Source organism: Nostoc sp. FACHB-133 (genome assembly GCF_014698055.1).
GTDB lineage: Bacteria > Cyanobacteriota > Cyanobacteriia > Cyanobacteriales > Nostocaceae > Nostoc.
Genome location: NZ_JACJSH010000010.1, coordinates 98,366 through 124,196 on the forward strand (window position 1 = coordinate 98,366; position 25,831 = coordinate 124,196).

The window sequence follows — 25,831 nt, forward strand, 5'->3', positions numbered from 1 at the left end:
TTCATTACTGAATCAGGCTTTTGAGGGTTTTTATTAAATTTACTCAGAACTTCAGTTTAATTACTGAACAGTGAATCCTTCAGGTCTGATAGCACCTTCCAAATCAACCCCCATCAGGTTAACCCCCTGGATGTTTGCATTTGTGAGATTTGTCTTTTCCAAGTCTGCGCCCTGTAGGTTAGCCATTTGCAGATTTGCTCCCAACAGGTTTGCTTTTTCTAAGTCTGCATCAAATAGGTTTGCTCCTAACAGGTTTGCTCCCAAAAGGTTTACCTTACCTAAATCTGCTCCTTGAAAGTTTGCCCCTTTTAAGTTTGTTTGCTGTAGGTTAGCCCTTTCTAAGTCTGCATTTTGTAAGTTAGCACCCTCCAAATTAGCCGCTTGCAGGTTTGCATCCTTAAGCATTGCTCCAGTTAGGTTACATCCGACACATTCATTGGTTTGTAATAAATGTCTAACATTTGTTGCTACAGATACAACTGGAGGTATAACTGGGGAAGTTACAGATTCCATTGGCGATGTAACCGGAGGTATGACTGGAGCTAGTTCAGACTCCATTGGCGGTGTAACCGGAGATGTGACTGGAGCTAATTCAGACTCAGTAGGTATGGATGTTGTTAATGTTTGAGCTTTAACTGCTGGCTGATCAAGGAGCGAAAATCCTGCGACAAGTACCAGAAATACTACTGTTACAATCCACCGAGTTAATTTTTTGGAATTTGATTGATTCATGAGTTCCTTCCTATCATTATTCGTAGTAGTGGGTTTGCTTTTATAAGAGCCATCAATAATGTGCTTTATTCTCACTTTAGATAAATTGATTGATAAGATCAAATATTATTTTGATTCAAGTTGATAAATTCAAGTGATTAAAAAAATCTTTTTGGATGGGAAACGATTGGGTAATTGTTTGGTTATGTCAGGGAATAGCACCCATCTGCGTAGGCGTAGCCTGCACTTCTCGACGAGACGCTGCACGTAGCTTGCTTTTATGAAGTGGTATGCTTCGACTGCACTCAGTACAAGTCAGTGACCATCGTAGACATGGCATTCCCAGGTAAACAGTTTTCAGTTCGGGTGTAATGCCTAATTAGAAAGCATTGCCAGATTAGGTAACAGTCGATATGATTCACTCTTAATTAAGATAGATAGTCCCAGGTAAATTAAGACAAATGGGAAGACTTTTCGGCCGAAGCGGGTTAAAACGGGAGTCATCAGAGGATTACGAGTCAGGTTGTAAGACAGGAAACACCACACTCCAATACTGAAATAACAAACACACAAAATTACACTCAAACTTGGAAGATTGCTACTAGCAAACAAAGGTACATAGATCCCAATGTTGTTTCCTCCATTGGCAATGGTGACAGCAGAAACGCGGTAGGTTTGAGGATCGCGGATGGTTGCTAATAATGATTTATTCTGGCGTTCAGATTTGACAGGAGACTTTAACTCAACTGACACAGCTTGCACTGTCTCTCCTTCTTCTTCTCGACTGATGAAATTACTGATACCAATAGCAATGGGAAGCAAACCTAGTAATCCAATCCAGGTGCTAGGAATCAGAAGACCACCGAAGAAACCAGGGAGACTAGCGCACACTAAGGTAGTAAATCCCAGAAATTCACCGATAATAATATGCTTAGGACGAAAGCTGCGATTGACTTTTCCAAAAAAAGCTGTCAAATATAAATTGTCGTCAAAGGTAGTTGCAAAAGCGACAGATATCCCAATAAATAATGTACTAATTAGCCAACTCATAATTGTTGCTCACGATAATTCAATGCTGTTATGTCCTAGTCCTTCTCTGCACCTCGCGGTGAGGGTAGATAAGGAGATTTTGCGACTGTTTTACCTAACGACAACCGATTGAGGTTCGCTAGTCATCAGCCAGTTCCCCAGTTTTTACAGGCGATTGCCTCTAATCAAATTGGTGATTTTTTTCTCAGCAAGGTACCTTGGGAGCTCATGAAGTCAATATTATGGCTTGCAACCCAATAAGAGCAAATACTCTTGTTTTTTAAAACGATAAATAAAGGTGATTGATAAACAGTCTATTTTATAGGTGTTGCTTTAGCGGGGCTGGCAAGGTTTTTAACAAAACAGACTGGCAGTTGGTTGCGTTTCATACTGAGTTAGTATCTGAGAAGTTTAAGAGCGTAGTTTACCGCCGTAGGCATCGCTCCTATCAAAGACCTGACTTTTCACGGCATCTGGAAAACCTCTCTTCTATTTCTTTCTTCCTTTAAGGAGAGAGACTTTGAATTTTCCCCCTTCCCGACGCGGGAAGGGGGTTAGGTTTTTGGTGGACTTTTCACGTTATGTGGAAAGTCAGATCAAAGACAGGCTAAAGTTTGAGATATTCTTGGCGGCTAGCGTTCAACATCGGTTAATATGACTAATTGCGCTCTGCCTTCAGGTTTAAAATTTACAGTAATGTTTTATGTTTAACTTGTAATTATGCTAACCAGTGTTGACCGTTTATTATTTGTCCGGCGAGTCCCGATTTTTAAGGAATTGCGGGATGATTTTATTGTGCGGCTCACTTCAGTGATGAACGAACTGTCATTTCCAGCTAATTACACCATCTTTCGCCAAGGAGAAGAAGGGCGATCGCTTTATATTGTCGTGTCAGGCCGGGTTAAAGTTCACATCGGCAATAAAATGCTTGCAGAGGTGGAACAGGGAAAATACTTTGGTGAGATGGCAGTATTTGATACTCAACCTCGTTCTGCCTCTGCAACAACTTTGGAACCTTGCGAATTTTTGGAACTGACGCAAGAGCAATTGTATGATGCGATCGAAGAAACTCCTGAAATTGCGGTGAATATCATTCGTGAGTTATCCCGTCTGATTCGTAAGTTAAATGACGATATGAATTTATCGAACTCACGTTGAATTAAACCCAAAGCCTCCTACCACAGTCAATTCACTCCGTCGAACTCACGTTGTCTGAAGATGCGCTAAATCATATTTAAGAATAACGAACCGCATAGACGCGGAGCGGCTTCCCGCAGGGTAGGACGCAAAGGACACAAAGAAAGAAGTTAAAAGGGTTTAGCGCAGCCTCACAAAGAAATGGTATAAGTTCTACATTTTTTAAGAAACTGTTCGGGAATTTCTCTACTTTCTCCCCAATGCAAATGCACATAAGAAGCATGAACATTTGCAGGAAAACCCCATCCCTCGCATCCCATATTTTCGTCACAATCGTAGCGAGAAGTTTCAAATAGGGGCTTAGTGGGAGTTAAGGTTAAATGGGAACGATGAAATTCATGTCCGTGAACAGTTGTACCTGCCTTCACTAACAGATTATCTTGCAAAGCTACTGCACGACGATAGCCCAAAGTTAGACGCGCACCCATGACAGCAGATGTTGGTAAAACTCCCGTCATCGCCCAAGATTTACCCTCAAAATCGATAATTTGCTCACATAAATACATTAATCCTCCGCATTCAGCGATCGCAGGCATTCCTTCCAGAATTGCTGTTTTCACTCCATCACGAACGCTGGTATTTTCTGCTAGTTGCTGGGCAAAAACTTCTGGGAAACCTCCCCCAAAATACATTCCCTGGACATCTTTTGGTATTGCAGCATCTTCTAATGGACTCCAGAAAACCAGTTCTGCACCAAGTTGTTGTAGCAAATCGAGATTGTCTTGGTAATAAAAATTAAAAGCGCGATCGCGGGCAACTGCAATTCTGATCGAGGAGGGAGAATGAGGCAGATTAGGGGGAGGAGGCAGAGGTTGTGATTTTAACAGGGGCAATAAGTTTTGCCAATCGAAGCAAGTATCTCCTAAATCGGCGAGGCGATCAATTAAAGCATTGAGTTCGGGAAGTTCTGCTGTGGGTACTAAACCCAAATGGCGATCGGGAATTGTGATATTATCTTGACGGCGCAGCACGCCGAGAATAGGTAATTGTAAGGGTTTTAGGGCATCTTTGAGGAGAGAGAGGTGGCGATCGCTTCCCACGCGGTTTAATACTACCCCAGCTATTTTAATTCGGGGGTCAATAGATTGGTAGCCGTGAGCGATTGCAGCGACAGAACCAGACAAGCGACTGCAATCAATCACCAACACCACAGGTAAATCTAAAAGCCGTGCAATGTGTGCCGTACTTGCAAAGTCAGTAATTTGTCCTTTGTCATTAGTCATTAGTCCTTTGTCATTTGCAGAAGACAAAGAACTAATGACCAATGACGAAATTCCATCAAATAATCCCATTACCCCTTCTACTAGGGCATATTCAGTCAGTTGACTATGACGGGCAAAACATTGCTGAACGTAGGTTTCTGAAGTCAACACTGGGTCTAAGTTGCGACAAGGACGACCAGTTACGTGTTGATGAAACATCGGATCGATGTAGTCTGGGCCTACCTTGAAAGATTGCACCAAGCGATCGCGACGACGTAAAGATGCTAAAAGGGTAAGCGTGACTGTTGTCTTGCCCACCCCACTACGTTCTCCAGCAATGATTATAGACATGGATAATTGTTGATTAGGCAGTTAATTGCTGAGGTTTGACACGACATAAGGCGAGTTAATTGCTGAGGCTTGGTTAGAACTAACCAGTGCTTGGTAGATAAAAGCTGCTACCTGGGCGCGAGTTGCGGTTGCGGTTGGATTCAGGGACTTGACATTAGGATAGTTCACCACAATTTGCTTTTGGGTTGCGGCTGCGATCGGGCTACGAGCATAGCTAGCAATCTTAGAGGCATCGTTGAAATATTTCAGAGTGTTTTCGCTATTGCCACCAGAAGTATATCCCAGACCGTTGGCGAGGGAAACCAAAACCTGCTGGCGGGGAATAGCCTGGTTAGGTTGAAAACGATTACCGGGATATCCAGATAAAAAACCAATGGTATAGGCTTGCTCAATTGCACTGTATGCCCAATAGTTGCTAGGCACGTCAGCAAAATTGATCGCCTGCCTCTGCTGTGATTTAGGGAAAGCTTTGTTGACCATAGCGGCAAATTGAGCGCGTGTCACCGGTTCTTCAGGGCGGAACCTACCATCAGGAAATCCAGCAATTACACCACGCTGTGACAATTGTTGAATAAATTGTGCTGCCCAATAGTTAGATGAAACATCAGAAAAAGCAATTTGAGCTAAAGATAGCGGGGAGCATCCTGCTTGGATTGGTTTCCCTTGTAAACTATAAGTTACTGACTCACAAACAAAACCTGCGGAGTTAGACTCTACATAAATCCGTGTTGGTGGATTTTGTTTATCTAGCCGCGATTTCCAATCATTAGATATTTTTTCGATAGTAGGATACTTTTTTAAAACCTGTGAATCTGCAACAATATCGTGAGTTCCCTTAACACTTATTTTAGAAGCATTCAGGTATATATTGTAATCATAAACAACGTTTTTATTTTTATTGTTACTATTAATATCTTTGCCAGGAAAAGCATATAAAATATTGTTTAAAATCCTGACATCAGATGATACATTAGCAAATATTTGCCCATCTTTAATTTCTGGACTTTGATTATTTAAAATAGCAGTGTTATTTACAATATCAATATGCTCGCTTAAAAATGTATGAATACCTGAGCCACCATTATTAAATGTAAGATTGTTTTTAACTAATGTACGTCCTTGATATGCGCCCAATTTTGAGTTATTCTGATCGTTTCTTGTAGTATCAATAATAATACCATTCCCATCTGTGATCTTTCCAACTGCAATCCAAGGGATGTACATACGATTGTTGTAAGCCTTGTTGTTGGTAACAAACATTTTATATCCCTGGTTTTTGTCAGAATTCCAATTATTCAACATTGAAATACCACTAGAACCATAAACACCATACCAGGCATTATTGAAAACTACGTTATTATCTACTGTCACATAATCTGATTGAATCGCTGAAATACCTGCTCCTCCACAGTCATGCACTTTATTGTTCAGAATACGGATGTGATGAACATGACCACTGGTGCGTCCGTCAATGCTGATGCAGTTTCCATTTGTGAGTGGGTTTAGTTTGTTAGTCTTCTCACTCATCGCATAATCAAGAGTTATATTGGCATTATTCCCTATAACCTCCAGTCCGTTGATCTCAATATATGAAGCACCACTTGAAATCAGAACACCGTTCCATGTATTGTGCTGAATTTTTGGGAAATGTCCAGGATATGCTTTATACCTAATCCATGCATTTGCAGTTCCAGAACGTTTAATACTTACTACACTCAAAGCTTTGGCTACATTTTTGTAGACTCCATTCATAATCAATACTGTATCACCTGGGTTGGTAAGGTCTGCTGCTTTCTGAATTGTTCTAAATGCGGATGAAGTAGAAAGTCCGCTATTTTTGTCGTTTCCATTACCACTAACATAGTATGTTTTCGGTGTTGAATTCGCGCTAATTAGCTTGTTGCTGGATAGGCTAATTTCGTTGTTAGTGGATATCTGAGGGGCATTTTCAACTAAAGATACTTTTATCTTTTCTCCCTGAGTCAAAAGAATTAACACCACGGGAATTGCAAGAGATGTGCTTAAAATGAAACCTTTACTTACCATAATAAAATGCTCTTTTATACACTACTTGAGAAAAAGTATCAGGATATTAGGTAATTTTGAATACTCTTTTAGATAGAGAATAAAATAGAGATGACTTTCCTAGCTCTTTCCTTCAATAGCATACTTCAATAAGTATTCCAATAAATATCGATGGTGATGAAGACGATATAGAGATATGATAGTTGCTATTAAATAGAATTTTTTAGGTCTAAAAATGAAGGCGATCGCACACTCTAGTTAAAGTGGCGATCGCCTATGAGGGGTGATTAAAGTCACAACTTGAATAGAGTTAAATCTAGTAGCGCGAGCGTGGTACTAAATTCAAATTAGAATTCAGTGTGAGCCTTAAATCTTGTGCGGGTCTGATGACAAACACATTTGCTTCTTTTTTCCGTAATAGGACACTTGCACCTGCACCCGCAGCCGCACCAATAACAGGTTTTAAATCATCTATTCTGTTGTTACCAGTAATTAGTGAACCTAAAAGACCAGCACCTCCACCAATAGCTGCATCAGTTAAAACCTGACCAGTGCTAGGGCCCTGTGAAACTTTTTGAGTTGTGGTGTATGTCCGAGAAGTTGCATTAATCGACTGACGCTGACCATTAGAAAATTCTAATTCTTGAGCGACAAACCGCACGCCTTTTCCTTGGTTGTCATCTGTATTTCTTGAATAATTATCTAAGTCAACAGATTCTAGCCGTCCATTTACTTTAGTTCCAGCAGGAATTAAGACATTTCTATTTCTGTCGATAATGTCATTGGCTATTCTCAAGGTTATAGATTTACTTTCCCCAGGAGCAATAGTAATAGTCTCTTTCTCGTAGGTGACAGGAAAAGCAACCCCAGAAGGAATGGTAACATTTCCATATTGAGTATTTCTGTCTTGCCCAATTCTATATTGTGCATTGGCAGGAGCCAAGCTTAATAGGGGGCTAGCGACGCTTGCGGTAACGGCTATTGCCATTAGTGCAGCAGTTCTAGATTTCCATTGATGTGAGCGAGCCATAAGAGGGTTGTCCTTTGTGTATGTGATGTATTTGATGACGGTGATTTACTGAGTTTGTTTCTGACTGTTTTTAAACCTGTCTATAAGCGTATTCCGAAGATAAAAGTACTTTTTATTATGGGAGCCTGTGCGATCGCAACTCTGAATTAGTATCCTGCTAATGTGGGTTACTCAAATCAGAGGCAAGACATTTATGCGGCGTAAACGAGTATCATCTTGTTCCTAAAGGTTGTTTTATTACTTATGTCCACATATCTAAGCCCTTAAATAGAGGCGATGGGCTAACTGCGAACTCTTGCTTCCATTTTAAATTGATTTGCTAGAAATTGGGAAATATTTTCGTTTTCTTAACGAATGATTTATCTGCGGTACTGATAGTCACAGAACCATACAAACGAAACCTGCGCTGGCGGGTTTTAATTTTTTATTATCCACAAAAGTTATGAAATAGAGATACCCGAAAAAGTGAGAGCATCTACTTAGCCAGATAACCTTACTTGATGCTCTGAGTAATTATCAAGTTGATATCAAGTTACTCCTCAATACCTTATAACTTTGACAAAATCTCTGGTAACAACTGACTAGGAACTTTAGATAAAGCTAGAGTTTGTCCTTGTATCCCTAATTCATTATGAAAAGCACGAATAGTTTTCACCACATAAGTGAAGGTTGTTTGATAAGCCTCTGATTGTTTGCTCAATCCGTTTAAGGCTTGCAAATGGTAGTCTAAAGCTACTTCTAAGTGTTGAGAATGTGTTGCTTTGTCACCATTAAACGACTTATCTATTACTAGCTGATAATGTGCTAGTGCCAAGTTATTATAAGAGGCAAGCAAGTCAAAGCTTAAAGGAGTACCGCTAAGTGAGCGAGCTAAAGCTATAGCCTCTTCATAAGCGCTGATACATAGTTGCAAATACTTTTGACGTGCCTCTTTAGTTGTCTGAGAAAGGTTCGCTAAGTGCCAGTAGGCAGTACCGAGATTATTTTGTGTAGCGGCGCAGGCGCTGGGAACATTAGCTGGAGTGCGATACTTAAGAGCTTTGCTATAGACATTAATAGCTAGCTGGAGATTTTGGGCAGGTTGTTCGTATTGTGCCAAATTCCAACAGGCAGTGCCGATGTTGTTTTGAATCATCCCATACTTGAGCGGTTCCTCTTCGGGGTTGTAGTATACGAGTGCTTCGTTGTAAGCTGCGATCGCTTTCTTTAAATGCACAATCGGTTGGTTGTATTGCCCTAGATGCCAGTAAGCAGTACCCAAATTATTCTGGCAAGCTGCATACTTTAATGAATCCATATCGGCTGTACGGTAGCTGAGTGCTTCGTTGTAAGCTAATATTGCCTCCTGCCAATTTTCAGATGGGTGAGAAAAACGAGCTAAATCACCATAAGCTGTCCCCAAATTATTTTGCACACGAGCGTAAGTTTCCCGATGCGTCTGCGGTGAAATCATCTTTAATGCCAACTGATAAAATTCTATTGCCTGCTCTATATAAGTTTGTCCCTCCTCTGAATTGGGTGGTGTACGGTATAGCATCCAGTAGAGTGTACCCAAATCATTCAAGATATCTGGAAGTTGTGGTGAGCTTTCGTCATAGCTAATAGCCTCCTGATAGGCAATAATTGCCACCATCAGGTTTTCTAGGGTTGACTCTCCTTGCTCAATCCGAAGGCGGTATAAAGTGCCCAAGCGATGATAAGCTTCTGCCAGTACATCCCCTGAAGCTTGCTTTTCGTGTAATTCTTCAATCTCCAACAAAATCTGCTGCGGTTGTAAATAATTTTCAGTATTTTTATCCCTACTTGCGTTAATTGTTGCGATTACTAGCTCTGTTAACTCGCTACTTACATAAGATAAAGACAACAGCGATTGATTATTTTTACCACTACCAGACCTATTAGTAAATTCCTGGGTTTTGTGTATGCCATTCCCTTGTATCTCTGCTGGGAAACCGGAATTATTCTCAAACTTGAACTCGGAGGTTGGGGTTTTGAGTTCTGCTTGGTTAACTGATTTATCTAAAACCGACTGCTCAATATTCCCTAAATCCAAGTTTCTGGAAGGTGAAAAACGTTCTGGATAGCCTGCATTTTGAGTCGCGGGTGTGGGTTCTCCAGCAAACACAAATACACCAGTCCGGCAACGCCAAAACTGTGGTGCTGATTGCTTGATGGCAGATAACCAAGGACGCGGTATCCACAACAGTAAGTTAGATTCTAGGAATCGACTGGATTCTTGTGTAGAAAAATATTGCTCACTTAAGCGGAGATAGTGTAAAAATAAACGCTGTGTTGCTACTGTTTCCTTGGTGAGATGTTCCACGCCGACAATCTGAAATGCTGGTACTGGAAAAGGTCTTCCAGGGGTATCTTTTGATGCTCCAACAATTGGTGGTGGATAATTAGCTAACCATTGATTTATCTGAACTATGGGATTGGGTTCGTTTAAATTTAAACGCAATGTGACTAAGCGCGGATAAGCTGGAGTGCTATTTTCTTGGGCATTTGATGACTGATATAGCACCTGTCCAACAGGATAAGCCAATGTAGAATGCAAGCGAGCTGCTACCTGATTTCTTAGGTGTAAATCATCACATACTGCTAAAAAAAGTTGTCGTCGTAAGCCAAGGCTTAGGGCAAGTTTCAGGCGGTGGTATACTTGCCGATTCAAAGTAGAATTATTGTTGTGTGCAGTATCATTCACGCTCATAGCGGCTAAAAAGCCAAAACATAGTACATATCAACGTTTTGGGTATATCTAAGTGGGCTCAAGTCATACAGCAGTTTTCTTTTGTATGAAGTACAAAGCTACGGGTTTGGAGGCTGGAGGTAGGAAGCAGAAATTTTTGATATGTGATTTTGAGTCCTACATTTTATAGCTCACTTATTTGCAAACTGCTGTAATAAAAATTATTTTTAAGTAGATGTTGTGTTGCTCAGAATAAATTCAGCCTTCAAGCCAAACAGTCATGAAAAGTATAATTATATACTTTAATGGCTAATTCAATTTTAACAAAAAATAAAAAAGCAGGCCCCTCTTAAAATCGGAACCTGAAAAACGATAAAGAAGATTAAGTTTTCTGAAAATATTTTATGATTAACTGCTCTTAGAAACGAAGAAGGCGACTAGAATCAAGCCGACAACCAAAGCTGTAGCGGCAATTCCTAGTATGAGATAAGTTCGTTTTTGCCCTTGTGTTGGAGGTTCTGCTTGATAAATCTTTGGTTCCCGGGCAAAATTATTCAGAAGGCCGCCTTCTTCATTGGTATAGGGCATGAATTAATTCCTTTATCTTGATACTTCATTTAATGTTACATAAATGCTAAATCCGCTCTGAAACTGCTAGACAAATCGTTACATTATTGGGAATTGGGAATTGGGAATTGGGAATTGGGAATTGGGCATTGGGCATTGGGCATTGGGCATTGGGCATTGGGAAGAGGACAAGGAGAATTGGGGATAAGGGGAAAGACTTGTTTCAAGTTCTCACCTCTTGTCCCCTTTTCCCCATTCCCCATTCCCCATTCCCCATTCCCCATTCCCCATTCCCCATTCCCCATTCCCTAATTAGTAATCGTCCCAGTGAGAGGCGAACTAGGACTGGCGTAATCTTTAATCGGCATCCTGCCAGCAAGGTATGCTAGGCGACCGGCGACTGTTGCTAAATTCATGGCACGAGCCATTGCTGCTGGGTTGGCAGAAAGAGCGATCGCACTATTAATCAATAAAGCATCTGCTCCTAATTCCATTGCTTGAGCAGCTTCTGAGGGTGAACCAATACCAGCATCTACCACCACTGGCACATTCGCATTTTCGATGATGATTTGGATGTTGGCGGTTGTTTTTAGCCCTTGTCCAGAACCAATGGGCGATGCCAAAGGCATTACCGTCGCACACCCTACTTCTTCTAAACGCTTGGCTAACATGGGGTCAGCGTTAATATAAGGCAATACTGCAAAACCTTCTTTAACCAGTTGTTCTGCGGCTTGCAGCGTCCCAATTGGGTCTGGGAGTAAATACTTAAGGTCAGGTATCACTTCTAACTTGACAAAATTATTATCTTCCTGCCCTAACAATTTCGCCATTTCTCGCCCTAAACGCGCCACCCGAATCGCTTCTTCAGCAGTTTGGCAACCTGCGGTATTGGGCAACATCCAAATTTTTGTCCAATCCAAAGCTTCGGCTAAACCTTCATGTCCGGGGGCCTTGGTTTGTACCCGTCGTACAGCCACGGTGACAATCTGGCAATCACTGGCAGCGAGGCTTTGCTGCATTTCTTCTATGCTGCGATACTTACCGGTTCCCGTCATTAAGCGGGATTGAAAGGTTTTGCCAGCAATAATTAGCGGCGAGTCTTGAACTGGGAGGGAGAATATAGCAGGACGATTCCCGTTGGAGAAGTTGGCAGAGTGAGTCAGCATTGGAGTGGGGGTAGATGGCTCGGATTGGAAGCGCGAATAGTGAAAATCAGCAAGTAGAGGATCAGGCTTTTGTTCTAAGATTAAATCGGCAATCAATACGGCTGTTACAGGTGTAAGTAGAATCCCGTTACGGTAATGACCTGTAGCAAGGGTTAAATTTTGACAGTGGCTAGTACCAAGGATGGGTAACTCATCGGGGGTGGCTGGGCGAAATCCCCACCAGAACTCTTGGATAGGATAATACTTTAATTGGGGATATAGTCGGATGGCAGCTTGTAATAATTTTTGAATGCCGTCTGGGGTGTTGTTGGGGGTGAAGCCAACATCTTCGCTTGTTGCCCCAATAATCAGGCGATCGCGTCTTGGTACGATGTAAATATTCTGCTCAAACAAAATCCGCTTTAAGGGCACTTCCGGCGCAAATTCTGGTACCCGTACACTCAGCATTTGTCCTTTTCTGGGTAGCACAGGTAGCGGCAATAACTCATTTGACCAAGCACCTGAAGCTAAAACATAGTGCGCGGCGCGAATTATCCCAACATTGGTTTGCACGCCAACCACTTGTCCTTGCTGCTGTAAAAATGCTTCTACTGTAATACCGTCTTTGAGTTCAACACCAACACACTCAGCCGCCGTCCGCAATACTTGAGCTAAAGCCTTATTATCAACTTGTGCATCTTCAGGATACCACCAGCCACCAACTACCTCTGCTCCTAATCCTGGCTGATATTGATGAATTGCCTCTTTATTTAACCAGTAAGCCGGGGAAGAGGCAGGAGAGCAGTGGGAAGGGTGCAGAGGAGAGATTTCCCCCTTCCCCTTGCTCCCTGCTCCCTTCTCCCTGCTCCCTTGCGCCTCTTCAAAGACGGGTGCGAGAATACCACAGGCACGGTAGCCAGTATTTAAACCAGTTAGTTCTTCTAGTTTAGTTGTCCAGTCGGGATATAAAGCACGCGATCGCCAACACAATGAACGCATTGCCTCATTAGTAATGTTTTCCGCGTCTGGTGCTAACATCCCGGCGGCGGCGTGGGTAGCGGCAGCTTGAAAGTCACGACAAAGCACGGTGACGTTTGTCCCGCGCATTTTTAGTTCAATAGCGATCGCTAAACCAATAACGCCGCCACCAATAATTACGATCTCACTAGTCATTAGTCATTAGTCATTTATCATTAGCCATTTATCATTAGTACATAACTAATAACTCATAACTAATTAACTCATAACTTATAACTTATAACTCGTAACTAAAGACAGATATATCGTTACCACAAGGCGCGAATTGGTTCGTTGCCTTGACTAGAATCGCTGGATGGCGTGTTTTCGGAACTATCTGTACTGCCGTCTGTTGTACTGTCAGCAGGTGATGTTGAGTCATCAGAAGGATTCTGAGCAACACTGCTTCTGTTGTCAGGTCTTGGGGCTACAATACTGCGTCTATTTTCGTTTGTTTCGGTTGTTTCGGTTGTTTCGTTTCCTTCTGTTGCAGTTTCTTCATTTTTGCTGCCAGCACTGCTATTAACATTGATATTAGCTGGCAGAACTTTTGCTGCTTTACCACTGGGAGCGTTAGCGCTTTGCACGCCCATAGGAAAATTGATGCCTAGTAATGTACCAAGCAGAATGGCTAAACCTCCAGCCATTAAAATTAGGGGTGTCCATCTACCCATCTTGTCTTACTCCTTTTTAACCTTTTGGTGTCCACACTATTCGAGAACCTTGTCCCCAAAATCCATCAAACTTTGTCACTTTCACATCGCCTAAAACCTGAGTTTGGCAGGCTAAACGCAAGTCTGTTGTAGGAGAATGGGGAGGAAGCGAACGCCGGGCTCGATCGCGCCAATTCGCTGCTGATACTTCGCCCTCTACCTTAACCGCACAGGTTCCGCAACTGCCAATGCCCCGACAGTTTATTACCTTAGCACCGTCATTGTAGAGGTGAATACCATTTTGCAGCAAAATTGTTCTGAGATTGCTTCCGCTTACGCACTGAATTGTTTTACCTTCAGCTAGTACTTTAGGCATTTTTAAATTGCCAAACTGGCTTTTTGTTGTATATTGACACATTGCCTCGAAAGTTGTCTCGTCGGTCCCAGTTTTATGACCACAAATTCCTCACCTCAACTTTGGCTCTATGACACTACATTACGGGATGGCACTCAGCGCGAGGGGCTATCTGTATCGATAGAAGATAAGTTACGCATTGCCAAGAGACTCGATCAACTGGGAGTTCCCTTCATTGAAGGCGGTTGGCCTGGTGCTAATCCCAAGGATGTACAATTTTTCTGGCAACTCCAAGAAGATCCGCTAAAACAAGCTGAAATTGTGGCTTTTTGTTCGACTCGACGGCCCAACTCCACTGCCGCAACCGAACCGATGCTACAGGATATTTTGGCTGCGGGAACTCGCTGGGTAACGATTTTTGGTAAGTCTTGGGATTTACATGTTACAACTAGCCTCAAAACGACATTAGAAGAAAATTTGGCGATGATTCGTGACACCATTGAGTACCTCCGTTCTCAAGGTCGTCGCATTATCTACGATGCCGAACATTGGTTTGATGGTTACAAGCACAATCCAGATTATGCTTTACAAACATTAGAGGCTGCGATCGCATCTGGTGCTGAATGGCTAGTCCTCTGTGATACCAATGGCGGCACTTTACCTCATGAAATTGGGCAAATTGTTCAAGATGTCAGTAGTCATTTGTCATTTGTCATTAGTCAAGAACCAATGACCAAGGACAAAGGACAAAGGACAATCCCCCAAATTGGAATTCATACTCATAACGATTCAGAAATGGCGGTTGCTAACGCAATAGCCGCCGTGATGGCAGGGGCAAAGATGGTACAGGGCACAATTAATGGTTACGGTGAACGTTGCGGTAATGCTAACCTCTGTTCGTTAATTCCCAATTTACAACTGAAGTTGGGTTACAGTTGTATCACAGAAGACCAGCTAACACAACTTACAGAAGCTAGTCGTTTTGTTAGTGAAGTCGTCAACCTCGCGCCAGATGAACACGCTCCCTTTGTGGGACTTTCGGCTTTTGCCCACAAGGGCGGTATTCATGTATCAGCAGTAGAACGTAATCCCCTGACTTACGAACATATTCAACCGGAACAAGTCGGGAATCATCGCCGCATTGTGATTTCTGAACAGTCTGGACTTAGTAATGTTCTAGCCAAAGCCCGCAGTTTTGGGATTGACCTCGATCAGCTAAAGGCAGAAGCCAAGCAAATTCTCCAACGTCTCAAAGATTTGGAGAGTGAAGGATTTCAATTTGAAGCAGCAGAGGCCAGTTTTGCACTACTGATGCACGAAGCTTTGGGAGGTCGCCAGAAGTTTTTTGAAGTCAAAGGTTTTCAAGTCCACTGTGACTTGATTGAGGGGAAAGAAACTAGTAACGCCCTAGCTACAGTTAAAATCGCTGTTGACGGCAAAAATATTCTGGAGGCGGCAGAAGGTAATGGCCCCGTTGCAGCTTTGGATGCGGCTTTACGCAAGGCTTTGGTGAACTTTTATCCCCAAATAGCAACCTTTGATTTGACGGATTACAAAGTGCGGATTCTCAACGGACATACGGGCACTGCGGCAAAAACCCGTGTGTTGGTAGAATCAGGCAATGGTCGTCAACGCTGGACGACTGTAGGGGTTTCCACCAATATTTTGGAGGCTTCCTATCAAGCGGTGGTGGAGGGCTTGGAATACGGCTTGTTATTGCATTCCCAAACAGAAGCGGCGGTGAAAGTTTCTAGTTGACAAAATGGAGTACTTAGTGTAAAAAAGTTTGCGTTTTTCGATGATCAGGGAAGCGATCGCCAAAGTGCGATCGCTTCCTATAAGCCAACACCAAATCTTGAAGAATTGAATTAAGGATAATACACCAAGTGCAACAGGTTTTCTGGGTAGGAATCGGTTGTAAGCGGGGAACCTCACGGCAATTGATTGATTGGGCTATTGAGGAAGCCTTTCGAGAAAATCAACTTTCTCAAAGTGCGATCGCAGGGATTGCCACCATTGACGCTAAAGCCTTGGAAGTTGGTTTAGTAGAACTTTGCCACCTACGCAATCTGCCCCTAAAAACCTTTTCTGCGGAAATTCTTTGCTCTGTCTGTGTACCCAACCCTGCCACAATTACTGACCACAAAATAGGTACACCTAGCGTAGCAGAGGCAGCTGCTATTATTGCAGCGACTCAAGCCTCGTTGTTGACTGCTCCCCCCTTTAGCAGCAGCACAGAAGCATTGGGAGCGAGACTCTTAGTTCCTAAAAAAATTTTCCAGCTACAAGGGCAACCAGGAGCAATGACGCTAGCTGTTGCCCAAGCCTCAAATATTATGAGTATTACAAAAATTAACTAATTTTTCTAGTCAACAACTCTCAAAAAATAGTTAATTATGCTAGAAACAATAGCTAGCACAATTGAACCTAACAAAGCAGGTAGAAAGCCCTGAATTTCAAAACCATAACCAGGAGTTAAAACACTTGCCAGCCAAAGGGTTAAGGCGTTAATCACCAATGCAAACAAACCAAAGGTGAGTAAGGTAATCGGAAAGGCCAAAATCTGCAAAATTGGTCTAATAAATGCATTAACCAGACCAATAACAAAGGCAGCAACCAAGGCAGTCACAAAACCCGTGACCACGAATCCCGAAACGATTTTAGTAGTAATCAATAACGCCACCGCAGTACCGAGCCAAGTTAATAAAAAGTGTTGCATAAGTTTTTTTAGAGGAATTAGCAGTAAGTTTAATTAATTTCACTGTCGCCAGTTGTGATTTGTAGCACTGTCATGTGTCTTTCTGCTTGACTCATAAAGTTGCTATTATCCTTTGTCAGCCCAAAAGTAATGTAATTTTTCCGTCCTGGCATAGAGAGATATTTCTAATCGGTGTATCTTTATCGTATTGCAGGATGTACCGGATTAAATTCATAAAGAAGAATTCAGGAGTCAGAATTCAGGAGTCAGAATTCAGTTGGATATTCTGACTCCTAAATTCTGTTTTGATAAAAAATGCTGTGAAGCGCAAAACTCCTACAGAGGTCAATATAGTTCAGTTAAGCATTTCTTCCTTCTCCTCCTTTGCGTAACGGAACAATATTGCTACAGAGGTTTATTAAAGTTGAAAAACTTCTGTACCTTGGGGACTTCTAAAAAAGAAATAAGTCTATCAGAACTTCGGAGCATCTTGCCCGCAACTTTGGTTACAGGCAAAAGAGACGCTGGCTATGCTCCCTAGTAAGGCTAGCGCCGCAAAAGAACCTCCCAGGTAGAGCCACCAACTACACCATCAGCTTCTAAACCATAGCGCTTTTGTGCTGCTTGCACAGCAGCCTCGGTTGTCTCACCAAAGTCTCCATCGGCATCGCCTTTCAAGAAACCAAGCTTTTTCAGTTGTTGTTGCAACTTAACAACTTCAGAACCACGTAATCCTATACGTAAAATTGGCAATCCTTCGGAGGTATATTGAATACCAGGAGTTCGCTGAGTAGTTGTGTTTTTCTGAGTTCGAGTAGTTTGCCCAGTCCGTGTAGCTGACTGAGTTCTAGCAGTGGATGTAGTACGATTTGGCGTTTTTTGTGTGCTTGAAGTTGTACCTTTTCTTGGGGTAGCAGGTCTTGGCTCAGGGCTAGTCGCAACTTGTGCTACAGCTTTTTTTGGGGTAGCAGGTCTTGGCTCAGAGCTAGTCGCAACTTGTGTTGCAGCTTTTTTTGGGGTAGTAGGTCTTGGCTCAGGGCTAGTCGCAACTTGTGTTGCAGCTTGTCTTGGGGGGTTAGGGTTAGGATTTGCAACGTTGGTGAGACTGCTAGCCTGGGTTGGAACAGGAAAATTCGTAGCTGAGTTAAATCTTGGCTGGGATGAAGGGATGGTTGATGCTGCTACTGGTTGATTAGGGAAAAGTCTTTGCCAAGTGCTGGCATCAACAACGCCATCTGGATTCAAGCCAGCTGCTTGTTTAAAACGGGCAACAGCACTGGCTGTATTCTCACTATAAATACCATCTACTGCACCAGAGTAAAAACCCAAAAGTTTCAAAGCTGCCTGAAGTTCAGATACGCGTTCGCCTTGGCTACCAACTTTGAGGTTAGGGCGGCTGATGCTATCTCCAGGATTTATTTGGGCAATTTTTTGTGGCGCTGCTATTGATATTAAAGGTGTTGAGGCAATAAGCAGAGGCGTTGCGGATAACAAGAGTATTTCAATGGCTGAGAAAGATTTAGACCTCTTTGTCCACCAACTTTTTTGCCGTTTTTCCATTCCACAGCGATTTACAGTGGGGTCTAGTAATTTTAAGTAACTCAAAATACTTGCTGTCAGGCTGCTTTGCATGGAATTTACTCCCAGAATATTCTCATGCTAATGGTACAGCCGCTTGGTCTAAAAAACAGCTGCTCTATTTACGATGTCTTCTCTGCGATACGTTACGCGTAGCTTGCTTCCCGTAGAGGTAAGCTATCGGCTTCGCACAGTTTTAGTTACGCGATCGCTCGGTTAATTGCTTCTTCTTGACCAACTAAAGACAAATAAGGTGATTTTAAATACTTACTTGCAGCAGCGATCGCATCTTTGGCACTCACCGCCGCAATCAATTCTTGAAACTTGGTATCAAAATCAATTCCTAAGCCCAAAATTTCATACCAGCCGTATATCTGAGCAATTTGCCCGTTTGTTTGTTTACCCAAGGCGTACTGCCCCAGAATCTTATTTTTCGCAGCTTGGAGGGCGCTTTCAGAGACTTCGGCGGTAGACAATAAATCTACTTCTGTACGCAGTCCTTCTAGGGCAATGCTGGTATTCTCCGGTGCTGTACCCATGTAAACGACAAATGAGGCTGGAAATAGCCTTGTGGAGTAAAAGGCAGATACTTCGTAAGCTAAACCGCGTTTTTCGCGCAATTCGACAAACAAGCGACTAGAAAGCCCATTTCCCAAGTAGGTACACAGCAACTTCAGGGCAGCGTAGTCAACAGAACTTACCGATGTTCCCAAATAACCGAGCATCACGATTGATTGTTGTGTTTGTACTGGCTTAACCTTTACCTGTGGTTCCACTTTAATTTCAGGTAAATTCAGTATTGGCAGTGCTTGAGCTGGTGCTTGCCAATCAGCAAAAACTTCTTCCACCAACGCTGCTGCGTCTGTGGGTGTGACTCTACCAGCAATACTAATTACTACATTATCTGGGCGGAAATAAGTTTGATGATACTCTACTAAATCCGCACGAGTTAAGCTGCTCATACTGGTTTCATCTCCCAGCACTGACATAGAATAGGGATGATTTTGGTACATTACCTGCCGCATTTGTTCAAAGGCGACATTGAAAGGTTGCTCTTTTTGCGAACGAATATCTTGGAGTGCTAAACGACGTTCTAGTTCCACTTGAGTTTCGGGAAAAGTAGGCGATCGCAAAATCCGCCCTGCCAATGCTAGAATTTCCGCAAAATCTGATGTTACCGTCTTGAAAGATAGCAAAAAATAATCAGTGCCAGCATCCGCACTCAAACTTGCTCCTACAGACTCGACTTTTTCAGCAATTTCCAAACTAGAAAGTCCATCGCATCCTTTTGTCATCACTGCTGATAGCAAATGCGCCAACCCTGCTTGCTCCCGGTTTTCGTTACAACTACCGGCACGCACAAAGATTCGCGCTGCAATAATATCCGCAGCAGGGTTTTCTGCCGCCAGCACAACAATGCCATTATTCAATACGGTGCGATGGATAGGCGATTTTTGCAGCAAGGTTGTCATTTGTCCTTTGTCATTTGTCATTTGTCATTTGTCCTTTGTCATTTGCCCAATGCCCCATGCCCCATTCCCAATTCCCAATTCCCAATTCCCAATAACTAACAGGGTTTAAGTACAGTAACCGCATAATTCTGCGGTGAGAGATATTGTTTAGCTAATTTTTGCAGTTCTTGAACATCAAAAGACTTAATCTGCTGGGGATATGTCACAGCTAATTCAGCTTGGGCGATGGTATTGTAATATCCATAAAGCCCTGTCAGTTGATTTGGCGTTTCAGTAGAAAATGCATACTCATTACATAGCAACCTGCGTGTACGAGCAAGTTCTTGTTCGCTAATTCCTTCTGTCTGCAAATTATCCAAATGAGCGCAAATTAAAGACTCAACTTCTTCCAGATTTTCTGGTTCCAACCAGGCAGTAATTGTAAATAAACTTGATTCCCGTTGTAGAGAAAAACTACTATGAATTCCTTGTACCAATTGCAAGTCTTCTCGCAAATCACGCACTAAACGCGAAGTTCGCCCTTCTGCCAATAACACTGACAATAAATCTAGACCATAGCTAGTGCGGATTTCTTCTACTCCTGGAACCAACCACGCCATCAACAATCGTGCTTGCTCTATGCGTGGTAAACACAGTTCTTGACGGTGAATTCCTGTTATTACTGGCTTTGTCACTTTCTCAAACTGCGGACAATTTGAGCGTTCAGCAAAATCACTAAATGAACGATTTACTAATTCCAAAGCTGGTTGCTGGGCTATACCCCCAGCAATTACCACTGTCATATTTTCCGGCTGATAGTGGGCATGATGAAAACAGCGCATTGCTTCTGGAGACTGCTGCATCAGTTCTTGCTCGGTACCTAACACCGAACGCCCATAAGGGTGATGTGGATAGATGCTTTGAATCAGAGCTTGAAATCCTATCCAGTCGGAATCGTCCTGACAAGAGCGAATTTCCTCTAGTACCACGTCCCGTTCGCGGCTAAATTCGTCTTCTGGAATTGCCGCATTGAGCAGTAATTCGCCCAAATAGGGCAAAGTATCCTTTAAATAAGGGGCGGCTGTGGTGAGTGAATAATTAGCATAATCATAGCTTGTCGCCGCATTACTTACGCCACCCCGGTTTTCAACTTTGGAATCGAACATTCCAGGGGGAAGCGTTGCCGTACCTTTAAAAATCATGTGTTCTAAAAAGTGCGCCATCCCAAACCACGGTTTTGGCTCTAGGCTTGCTCCAGCACGCACCCAAACATCAGCCACAACTACAGGAGTAGTGGGAATCTCTTGATGAATAAAAGTTAAACCACTCTCTAGTCGGAAGACTGAGGCTGGAAATACGGTATTAGTTAGTTGTTTTAACAATTTTTGTAGCTTTAACCACAATTCAACGCAATTGTGTAATCTTAACTCTGAACGATACCTAATTTAGAATCAAGTTATACAGATTTTGAAGAATTGTGCTATTACTGTTGTCCAGACTACCAAGAAATGGCACGCGTTATGCAATCATTATCAGCTTCTCCCTATCCCCACCCTACTCAGAGTTGAACGCAAATAGCGTCTCGTAGAGAGGGTGAGGACTTCTGCGAACCGTTAAAACACTGGAATCTCAATGACAAATTCTGTTCCTTCACCAAGCACAGAATTGCACCTCAACCGCCCATTATGGGTTTCCTCGACAATTTGACGATCGCTAATCCTAATCCTGTTCCCTTTCCAACCTCTTTTGTTGTAAACAGGTGGTCAAAGATCCTTGCTCTAATCTCCTCTGGCATCCCCTGACCGTTATCTTTGATGCGAATTGTCACCTTGCTTTGGTCACTAGATACTTCGGTGTTAATCAGTATTTGGTGATGGTTAGCTTGCGCTTGGGCAAAAGAAAGCCTCTGCTGGATGTATCTAAGGCATCAATTGCATTAGCGAGGATGTTCATAAATACTTGATTTAATTGTCCTAAAAAGCACTTAACTAGTGGTAATTTACCGTATTCGGTGATAACTTCAATTGCTGGACGCTTTTCGTTAGCTTTGAGGCGATACTTCAAAATCAACAGCGTACTCTCAATCCCTTCATGGAGATTACAAGCAACTTTGGTGTTGCTGAATGAAGGGATGAATCGATTTATGTAGGTACAGTTTGATACTTTAAATAGTGAAGTAACAATTTAACTGAGCATCTCAGCATTTCTTCTGTCTTGGAATAGCATAAAGTTTTTAAGTGAAGACGTGCCAGATAATGTCTAAGCCTTGTGTTTTCATTTTCAACTCGTGTCATATATGTTTTACTAACAATTTGGTCTCCATTTGGAATAAAACTTGGATAGAATTTCCAGCCGTCTGTCACATAAAAATAGCTTTTCCACTGTTTAGCAATTTCCCACAATGACTCAAAAGTTTCGGCACTATGATCTCCTAAAACCCAGGCTAAAATACCTTGAGTAAAGTGATTTACTGCTGTCCATAACCAAATTTTGTTTTTTTTGAGCCAACAAATGTTTCTAATTCATCAAGTTCTCCAACTTCTGGAATTACATCTTCTTTAGGTGCATCTGGAAGTTTCTCTCCCAATTTTTTGACCTTGAGATGGGAGAAGGAATTAATTTTATGATGGGAAAGGAATCGATTACCCATTGTATTGAACAACCTGGCAGCAGATGTTAAAAATACATCTCTAAAAAAGAATGTAGAGACATAGCAGTTCTACGTCTCTACAAGCGGAGTGGGATTATTCAAGTTTAGTAATCAACTAAACTTAACATCACGTTAGTTTAGGATTTCTGGTTTTTACTACAAGTAATAATCATTTAAATAATTAAAGCTCCCAAATTCTAACTGATTTTGGAAGCTAATAATTTTAAGTTCACCGCGACGCCGTTTTACCTAAGTTTATGACCTGGGTTTATCCAGGTGGGAACCTAAATTCCTCATTTAAAGTTTCCGGGTACATGCCCGGTATACTGCCACGAGAACAGTTGACTCCCTTGTCATTAAAGGCATAGATCAAAAAACTTGATGGCAGTCACCAACGTCGTAGTGCAACTCACTCATTATAGCTTTTCAAAAGATGTTGTGTGTTCAACATCGAAAGTTTCTGCTCAATTTACCTGAGATACCAGATAGATTCTATGGTGTGGGCGATGACACTTGCCGATTCTCTATTTTGATTATCCAGCAAAACCGTAACATGCCCTAACTTTCGCCCAGGACGCGATTCTGTCTTCCCATACCAGTGAACGTGCGCCTGGGGAATCTCCGCTATTTGTTGACGCTGGCTTTGGTAGTCGCTGTGAGAATTTTCATACCCCAGCAGGTTAACCATCACAGCACCAGCGCACTGCAAACCTGGATTCCCTAAAGGTAAACCACAAACGGCCCTGAGATGCTGTTCAAATTGAGAGGTTTCACAAGCGTCAATAGAAAAATGCCCAGAATTGTGGGTACGAGGCGCAATTTCATTTACCAGCACTTTGCCATCACCCCTGAGAAATAGCTCAATTCCAAAAATTCCTACTACTTCTAGGCTATTTAATAGAGTATGTGCGATCGCTTGAATTTCTGCTACTTGATTGGGTGTAATATCAGCAGGCGCAATTACCCGCCGACATACTTGTTGTTCTTGTTGGGTTTCAACTACTGGGTAAGTTACAATTTCTCCCTCCACAGAACGCGCTGCAATTATTGCTAGTTCTCTTTCAAAAGGGACAAATTCTTCTAACAAGAAAAATGGTTCATTTAAAGGTTTTGTTATAGTTTCATAACTTACCTTTTGCTCTAAAGTAGCAAAATCCTGAATTATGAAAGTACCCTGACCATCATAACCGTGGCGGCGGGCTTTGAGGACTGCTGGAAAACCTAGATATTCTATTTTTGATTGGAGATGTTCCACCTCGTCCAGGGCGAAAAATTGAGGAACTGGTAAACCCAAATCGCGTAAGTAGCAACGCTGATCATATTTATCTAAAAGTGGGGCTAAAGCTTTTAAGCTGGGACGGAAACAAACACCTTGCTGTGCTAAAACAGATAAAGCTTGCAGGTTAACAAATTCATTTTCAAAGGTGATGACATCGCATTTTTGAGCTAATATTTCTGTAGCACTTGCGTCATCAACTGGCGCGAAGACAGTTTCTTGAGCGATTGACACGGCCGGGTCGTGAACGCTTGGAGTTTGTACTACTAATTCTACTCCTAGCTTCTGTGCTGCATCCGCCATCATCCAGGCAAGTTGTCCACCACCAATTACACCAACACGTTTCATTGACATCCTAGAGATTCACGAGTTTGCACACCTGTTTTGGAATTCACACCACTGGCTTTACCGCACAGTTCTTTGATTTGCGCTCTATCCAAAATTGCATCTGTAAAATCTGCACCGTCTATATTCACATCATTAAAGATGGCACGGAGCAAAAGAGCTTCTTTGAAAACTGCATCGCTCAAATCAGCCTTAGTCAAGTTTACCTGATCGACCATTGCATTAGTTAAATCTGCTCCGTGGAGATTTGCTTTTGTCATTACCGAAGCACTCATGACTGCTCCTCGCAAATCAGCGTTTGAAAAGTTAGCCAATTCCATATTGGCGTTAGAAAACTCCGCAGCTTGTAAACTTTCACCAGAAAAATCACGTCTTGTCAACTCTGCATTACTAAATGACAGTGGATGAGTCCAGTCTACTGCCAGCGCGGGATCAGCCACGCACCAGATAATAATTCCGAGAAGGAACGTCAACCCTTGCCGCCAAAATATATCGAGAGTCAATTTGGTGTCTAATCGCTGCATTTAAGCTTACCGCATTTGAATATTAGCAAGACTGGCTGATTCTAATTGAGACTCGCAGTCCTGCTACTGGATTTGGGGGATGTATATTTCCCTTGCTTAATATTTTGTAACGCAAAAAGGGCATAAGCTTCTCACCTTGAGCAAAATTATGCCTCATACTTTGGGTAGAGAACGGCAATCTAGGAGCGTTCGCACTAAAGCAGGATGAGAATTACAAAATAGCGATCGCAATGATTGAGTATAAATTACTTGTCACATCAAGCAAGCTTTCGCAAAACATAGAAGGGGAGCATAATATCACTCTTAATGATGAGAGAATTTGAAATCTCTAACTCTAAAGGAATATTTTTGCTGGATAAAACAATATCTACAACAGACGATGCCTAACACTGCCTAACACTTGTTGATTTGTTCACAATTATTCATTTTTAGATTTGAATTTCAGGATATAAAGAGTTTTATTAAGCAGTAATACTCAACAACTTATTTACAATTCTTGACTTACAACTTTCCAAGTAAAGTTTATTGTCTTTTAAATTAAACAACCGCCATCAACTGCTAATCTTTTAATTAGTGAAAGCAAGGTTTGAGCGCAATTATAAGCGTTCCCAGTGCTTAACAAAGCTTAAAAATTGGATAATTAGCGTTAATTTTATAGCGATTAGTTAGTTCTTCAGGAATCTCTAAGAGTTTACATTCACCGAGTACACAACTTCCACAAACCGAACTCCCAAACCCGATGATGAATCATTACTCACTTCAATGGATTGAGGCATGGTGCCAAGAAAATGGCTGGACAGATTTATTTGTTGAGCGACGTAACAACTTCTGGGCTTTCCCTCCGGGTGGGGTAATGCCAGAACCAATCCCAGTTAATGTTCTCAGAGGGATTAAAGCTGAGAAGGGATTGACCTTTGAAGAAAGATTGTGGTCGATGTCCGCAGTGATTGGCACAATCATAGCTGTTCTTTTTACCTTTTGGTTTCAGTCGCCGATGCCATTAGTTTTGGCATTCGCTTTTAACGCCGTTACGGTGGCTCAATTTGAACTTGAAGATGCCTAAATTCTTGTTTTGGGCTTTGCGATTAAAAACTGCTCTTGTCTACTTTTAGCAAGAGCAGTTTTTAATTAAAGAAGAATAGATCAAATCAGCACAGTTTCAGCTACACATTTTTATTTTTTGGTCTTAACCAAACCGTATTAGGAGACAAAAGTCAAGAGGCAACAGTTAAGGAGCCTCTGGAAGTTGTACTGAATGTTTTCAGAATTCAAATATGAGTCCTATAGTTGTGTCATAGATCAGGAAAAAAGTACTCAGCAATCAGCACTATTAACTGA

At 42.1% G+C, this 25,831-nt stretch carries 20 protein-coding genes, 1 other RNA gene and 4 pseudogenes; 4 read left to right on the top strand and 21 right to left on the bottom strand.

Features of this window, described 5'->3' with window-relative positions; translation table 11 throughout:
- Window positions 1-60: 60 nt before the first annotated feature.
- Window positions 61-732 carry a pentapeptide repeat-containing protein gene (locus H6G86_RS10910; protein WP_190934328.1) on the bottom strand — a complete coding sequence of 224 codons (672 nt, stop codon included), beginning with the start codon at window positions 730-732 and terminating at the stop codon, window positions 61-63.
- A gap of 354 nt (window positions 733-1,086) precedes the next feature.
- Entirely contained in the window at window positions 1,087-1,761 is a 675-nt protein-coding gene (locus H6G86_RS10915; protein ID WP_190934329.1) for a cadmium resistance transporter, read from the bottom strand.
- 699 nt (window positions 1,762-2,460) lie between these two features.
- Here H6G86_RS10915 and H6G86_RS10920 point away from each other — a divergent pair.
- Window positions 2,461-2,898, top strand: a complete 438-nt coding sequence (locus H6G86_RS10920) for a cyclic nucleotide-binding domain-containing protein (RefSeq protein WP_012410401.1) — start codon at window positions 2,461-2,463, stop codon at window positions 2,896-2,898.
- Window positions 2,899-3,068: 170 nt separating this feature from the next.
- Here H6G86_RS10920 and H6G86_RS10925 read toward each other — a convergent pair whose 3' ends face one another.
- The 9 genes and pseudogenes from H6G86_RS10925 to H6G86_RS10960 all read right to left on the bottom strand — a co-directional run bounded on the left by H6G86_RS10925 (window position 3,069) and on the right by H6G86_RS10960 (window position 13,992).
- Window positions 3,069-4,490, bottom strand: coding sequence for a cobyrinic acid a,c-diamide synthase CobB (locus H6G86_RS10925; protein WP_190934330.1), 1,422 nt, complete (start codon window positions 4,488-4,490; stop codon window positions 3,069-3,071).
- Window positions 4,491-4,526: 36 nt separating this feature from the next.
- Window positions 4,527-5,144 (bottom strand): annotated as a pseudogene (locus H6G86_RS10930) (S-layer homology domain-containing protein); the annotation flags it as partial.
- Window positions 5,145-5,510: 366 nt separating this feature from the next.
- A pseudogene (locus H6G86_RS40150) lies at window positions 5,511-6,536 on the bottom strand (right-handed parallel beta-helix repeat-containing protein); the annotation flags it as partial.
- A gap of 295 nt (window positions 6,537-6,831) precedes the next feature.
- Window positions 6,832-7,545 (bottom strand): conjugal transfer protein TrbI, encoded by a 714-nt coding sequence (locus H6G86_RS10935; protein WP_190934331.1) that lies wholly within the window; start codon window positions 7,543-7,545, stop codon window positions 6,832-6,834.
- A 547-nt stretch (window positions 7,546-8,092) separates the two neighbouring features.
- A complete protein-coding gene (locus H6G86_RS10940) occupies window positions 8,093-10,255 on the bottom strand; it encodes a tetratricopeptide repeat protein (RefSeq protein ID WP_190934332.1) in 2,163 nt (720 codons plus the stop codon).
- A 387-nt stretch (window positions 10,256-10,642) separates the two neighbouring features.
- Window positions 10,643-10,822 carry a photosystem II assembly protein Psb34 gene (psb34, locus tag H6G86_RS10945; RefSeq protein WP_163927515.1) on the bottom strand — a complete coding sequence of 60 codons (180 nt, stop codon included), beginning with the start codon at window positions 10,820-10,822 and terminating at the stop codon, window positions 10,643-10,645.
- Between the two features lie 287 nt (window positions 10,823-11,109).
- A complete protein-coding gene (thiO, locus tag H6G86_RS10950) occupies window positions 11,110-13,119 on the bottom strand; it encodes a glycine oxidase ThiO (RefSeq protein ID WP_190934333.1) in 2,010 nt (669 codons plus the stop codon).
- Window positions 13,120-13,232: 113 nt separating this feature from the next.
- The gene (locus H6G86_RS10955) at window positions 13,233-13,637 is read right to left on the bottom strand and encodes a hypothetical protein (RefSeq protein ID WP_190934334.1); all 405 of its coding nucleotides are present in this window, start codon (window positions 13,635-13,637) and stop codon (window positions 13,233-13,235) included.
- 16 nt (window positions 13,638-13,653) lie between these two features.
- Window positions 13,654-13,992, bottom strand: a complete 339-nt coding sequence (locus tag H6G86_RS10960; RefSeq protein ID WP_163927518.1) for a 2Fe-2S iron-sulfur cluster-binding protein — start codon at window positions 13,990-13,992, stop codon at window positions 13,654-13,656.
- A gap of 75 nt (window positions 13,993-14,067) precedes the next feature.
- Between H6G86_RS10960 and cimA the strand changes: the two genes are divergently transcribed.
- Together cimA and H6G86_RS10970 are read left to right on the top strand one after the other, a co-directional pair.
- The gene (gene cimA / locus H6G86_RS10965; RefSeq protein WP_190934335.1) at window positions 14,068-15,729 is read left to right on the top strand and encodes a citramalate synthase; all 1,662 of its coding nucleotides are present in this window, start codon (window positions 14,068-14,070) and stop codon (window positions 15,727-15,729) included.
- 128 nt (window positions 15,730-15,857) lie between these two features.
- Complete coding sequence (locus H6G86_RS10970) at window positions 15,858-16,331, top strand: cobalamin biosynthesis protein (protein WP_190934336.1); 474 nt, start codon at window positions 15,858-15,860, stop codon at window positions 16,329-16,331.
- Between the two features lie 5 nt (window positions 16,332-16,336).
- Here the strand turns inward: H6G86_RS10970 and H6G86_RS10975 are convergent, their stop codons facing one another.
- From H6G86_RS10975 to H6G86_RS11015, 10 genes and pseudogenes are all read right to left on the bottom strand, one after another.
- On the bottom strand, window positions 16,337-16,690 hold the full coding sequence (locus H6G86_RS10975; RefSeq protein ID WP_190934337.1) for a phage holin family protein: 354 nt from the start codon (window positions 16,688-16,690) through the stop codon (window positions 16,337-16,339).
- A 29-nt stretch (window positions 16,691-16,719) separates the two neighbouring features.
- A complete protein-coding gene (locus H6G86_RS39480; protein ID WP_277883576.1) occupies window positions 16,720-16,842 on the bottom strand; it encodes a hypothetical protein in 123 nt (40 codons plus the stop codon).
- A 373-nt stretch (window positions 16,843-17,215) separates the two neighbouring features.
- Window positions 17,216-18,301 carry a peptidoglycan-binding domain-containing protein gene (locus H6G86_RS10980; protein ID WP_190934338.1) on the bottom strand — a complete coding sequence of 362 codons (1,086 nt, stop codon included), beginning with the start codon at window positions 18,299-18,301 and terminating at the stop codon, window positions 17,216-17,218.
- 146 nt (window positions 18,302-18,447) lie between these two features.
- Window positions 18,448-19,719 carry a M16 family metallopeptidase gene (locus H6G86_RS10985; protein ID WP_190934386.1) on the bottom strand — a complete coding sequence of 424 codons (1,272 nt, stop codon included), beginning with the start codon at window positions 19,717-19,719 and terminating at the stop codon, window positions 18,448-18,450.
- Window positions 19,720-19,814: 95 nt separating this feature from the next.
- Window positions 19,815-21,080 (bottom strand): M16 family metallopeptidase, encoded by a 1,266-nt coding sequence (locus H6G86_RS10990; protein ID WP_242064769.1) that lies wholly within the window; start codon window positions 21,078-21,080, stop codon window positions 19,815-19,817.
- 231 nt (window positions 21,081-21,311) lie between these two features.
- Window positions 21,312-21,813 (bottom strand): annotated as a pseudogene (locus H6G86_RS38615) (sensor histidine kinase); the annotation flags it as partial.
- 26 nt (window positions 21,814-21,839) lie between these two features.
- A pseudogene (locus H6G86_RS11000) lies at window positions 21,840-22,294 on the bottom strand (IS1 family transposase); the annotation flags it as partial.
- A gap of 279 nt (window positions 22,295-22,573) precedes the next feature.
- Window positions 22,574-22,757: non-coding RNA, 6S RNA (gene ssrS, locus H6G86_RS11005), on the bottom strand.
- Between the two features lie 60 nt (window positions 22,758-22,817).
- Complete coding sequence (locus H6G86_RS11010) at window positions 22,818-23,972, bottom strand: 5-(carboxyamino)imidazole ribonucleotide synthase (RefSeq protein ID WP_190934387.1); 1,155 nt, start codon at window positions 23,970-23,972, stop codon at window positions 22,818-22,820.
- Window positions 23,969-24,493, bottom strand: a complete 525-nt coding sequence (locus H6G86_RS11015) for a pentapeptide repeat-containing protein (protein ID WP_199338232.1) — start codon at window positions 24,491-24,493, stop codon at window positions 23,969-23,971. The genes H6G86_RS11010 and H6G86_RS11015 overlap by 4 nt, the downstream gene beginning before the upstream one ends.
- A gap of 739 nt (window positions 24,494-25,232) precedes the next feature.
- Between H6G86_RS11015 and H6G86_RS11020 the strand changes: the two genes are divergently transcribed.
- Window positions 25,233-25,556 (top strand): slr1957 family protein, encoded by a 324-nt coding sequence (locus H6G86_RS11020; RefSeq protein WP_012410419.1) that lies wholly within the window; start codon window positions 25,233-25,235, stop codon window positions 25,554-25,556.
- Window positions 25,557-25,831: the final 275 nt, after the last annotated feature.

Bases quoted from the DNA above. Each gene is read 5' to 3' on its own strand.
- thiO (WP_190934333.1), bottom strand. From the start codon at position 13,119: ATGACTAGTGAGATCGTAATTATTGGTGGCGGCGTTATTGGTTTAGCG.
- H6G86_RS10980 (WP_190934338.1), bottom strand. From the start codon at position 18,301: ATGCAAAGCAGCCTGACAGCAAGTATTTTGAGTTACTTAAAATTACTA.
- H6G86_RS10915 (WP_190934329.1), bottom strand. From the start codon at position 1,761: ATGAGTTGGCTAATTAGTACATTATTTATTGGGATATCTGTCGCTTTT.
- H6G86_RS39480 (WP_277883576.1), bottom strand. From the start codon at position 16,842: ATGCCAGGACGGAAAAATTACATTACTTTTGGGCTGACAAAGGATAAT.
- H6G86_RS11015 (WP_199338232.1), bottom strand. From the start codon at position 24,493: ATGCAGCGATTAGACACCAAATTGACTCTCGATATATTTTGGCGGCAA.
- H6G86_RS10955 (WP_190934334.1), bottom strand. From the start codon at position 13,637: ATGGGTAGATGGACACCCCTAATTTTAATGGCTGGAGGTTTAGCCATT.
- H6G86_RS10920 (WP_012410401.1), top strand. From the start codon at position 2,461: ATGCTAACCAGTGTTGACCGTTTATTATTTGTCCGGCGAGTCCCGATT.
- H6G86_RS10960 (WP_163927518.1), bottom strand. From the start codon at position 13,992: ATGCCTAAAGTACTAGCTGAAGGTAAAACAATTCAGTGCGTAAGCGGA.
- H6G86_RS10935 (WP_190934331.1), bottom strand. From the start codon at position 7,545: ATGGCTCGCTCACATCAATGGAAATCTAGAACTGCTGCACTAATGGCA.
- psb34 (WP_163927515.1), bottom strand. From the start codon at position 10,822: ATGCCCTATACCAATGAAGAAGGCGGCCTTCTGAATAATTTTGCCCGG.
- H6G86_RS10985 (WP_190934386.1), bottom strand. From the start codon at position 19,719: ATGACAACCTTGCTGCAAAAATCGCCTATCCATCGCACCGTATTGAAT.
- H6G86_RS10925 (WP_190934330.1), bottom strand. From the start codon at position 4,490: ATGTCTATAATCATTGCTGGAGAACGTAGTGGGGTGGGCAAGACAACA.
- H6G86_RS10910 (WP_190934328.1), bottom strand. From the start codon at position 732: ATGAATCAATCAAATTCCAAAAAATTAACTCGGTGGATTGTAACAGTA.
- cimA (WP_190934335.1), top strand. From the start codon at position 14,068: ATGACCACAAATTCCTCACCTCAACTTTGGCTCTATGACACTACATTA.
- H6G86_RS10940 (WP_190934332.1), bottom strand. From the start codon at position 10,255: ATGAGCGTGAATGATACTGCACACAACAATAATTCTACTTTGAATCGG.
- H6G86_RS10975 (WP_190934337.1), bottom strand. From the start codon at position 16,690: ATGCAACACTTTTTATTAACTTGGCTCGGTACTGCGGTGGCGTTATTG.
- H6G86_RS11010 (WP_190934387.1), bottom strand. From the start codon at position 23,972: ATGAAACGTGTTGGTGTAATTGGTGGTGGACAACTTGCCTGGATGATG.
- H6G86_RS11020 (WP_012410419.1), top strand. From the start codon at position 25,233: ATGATGAATCATTACTCACTTCAATGGATTGAGGCATGGTGCCAAGAA.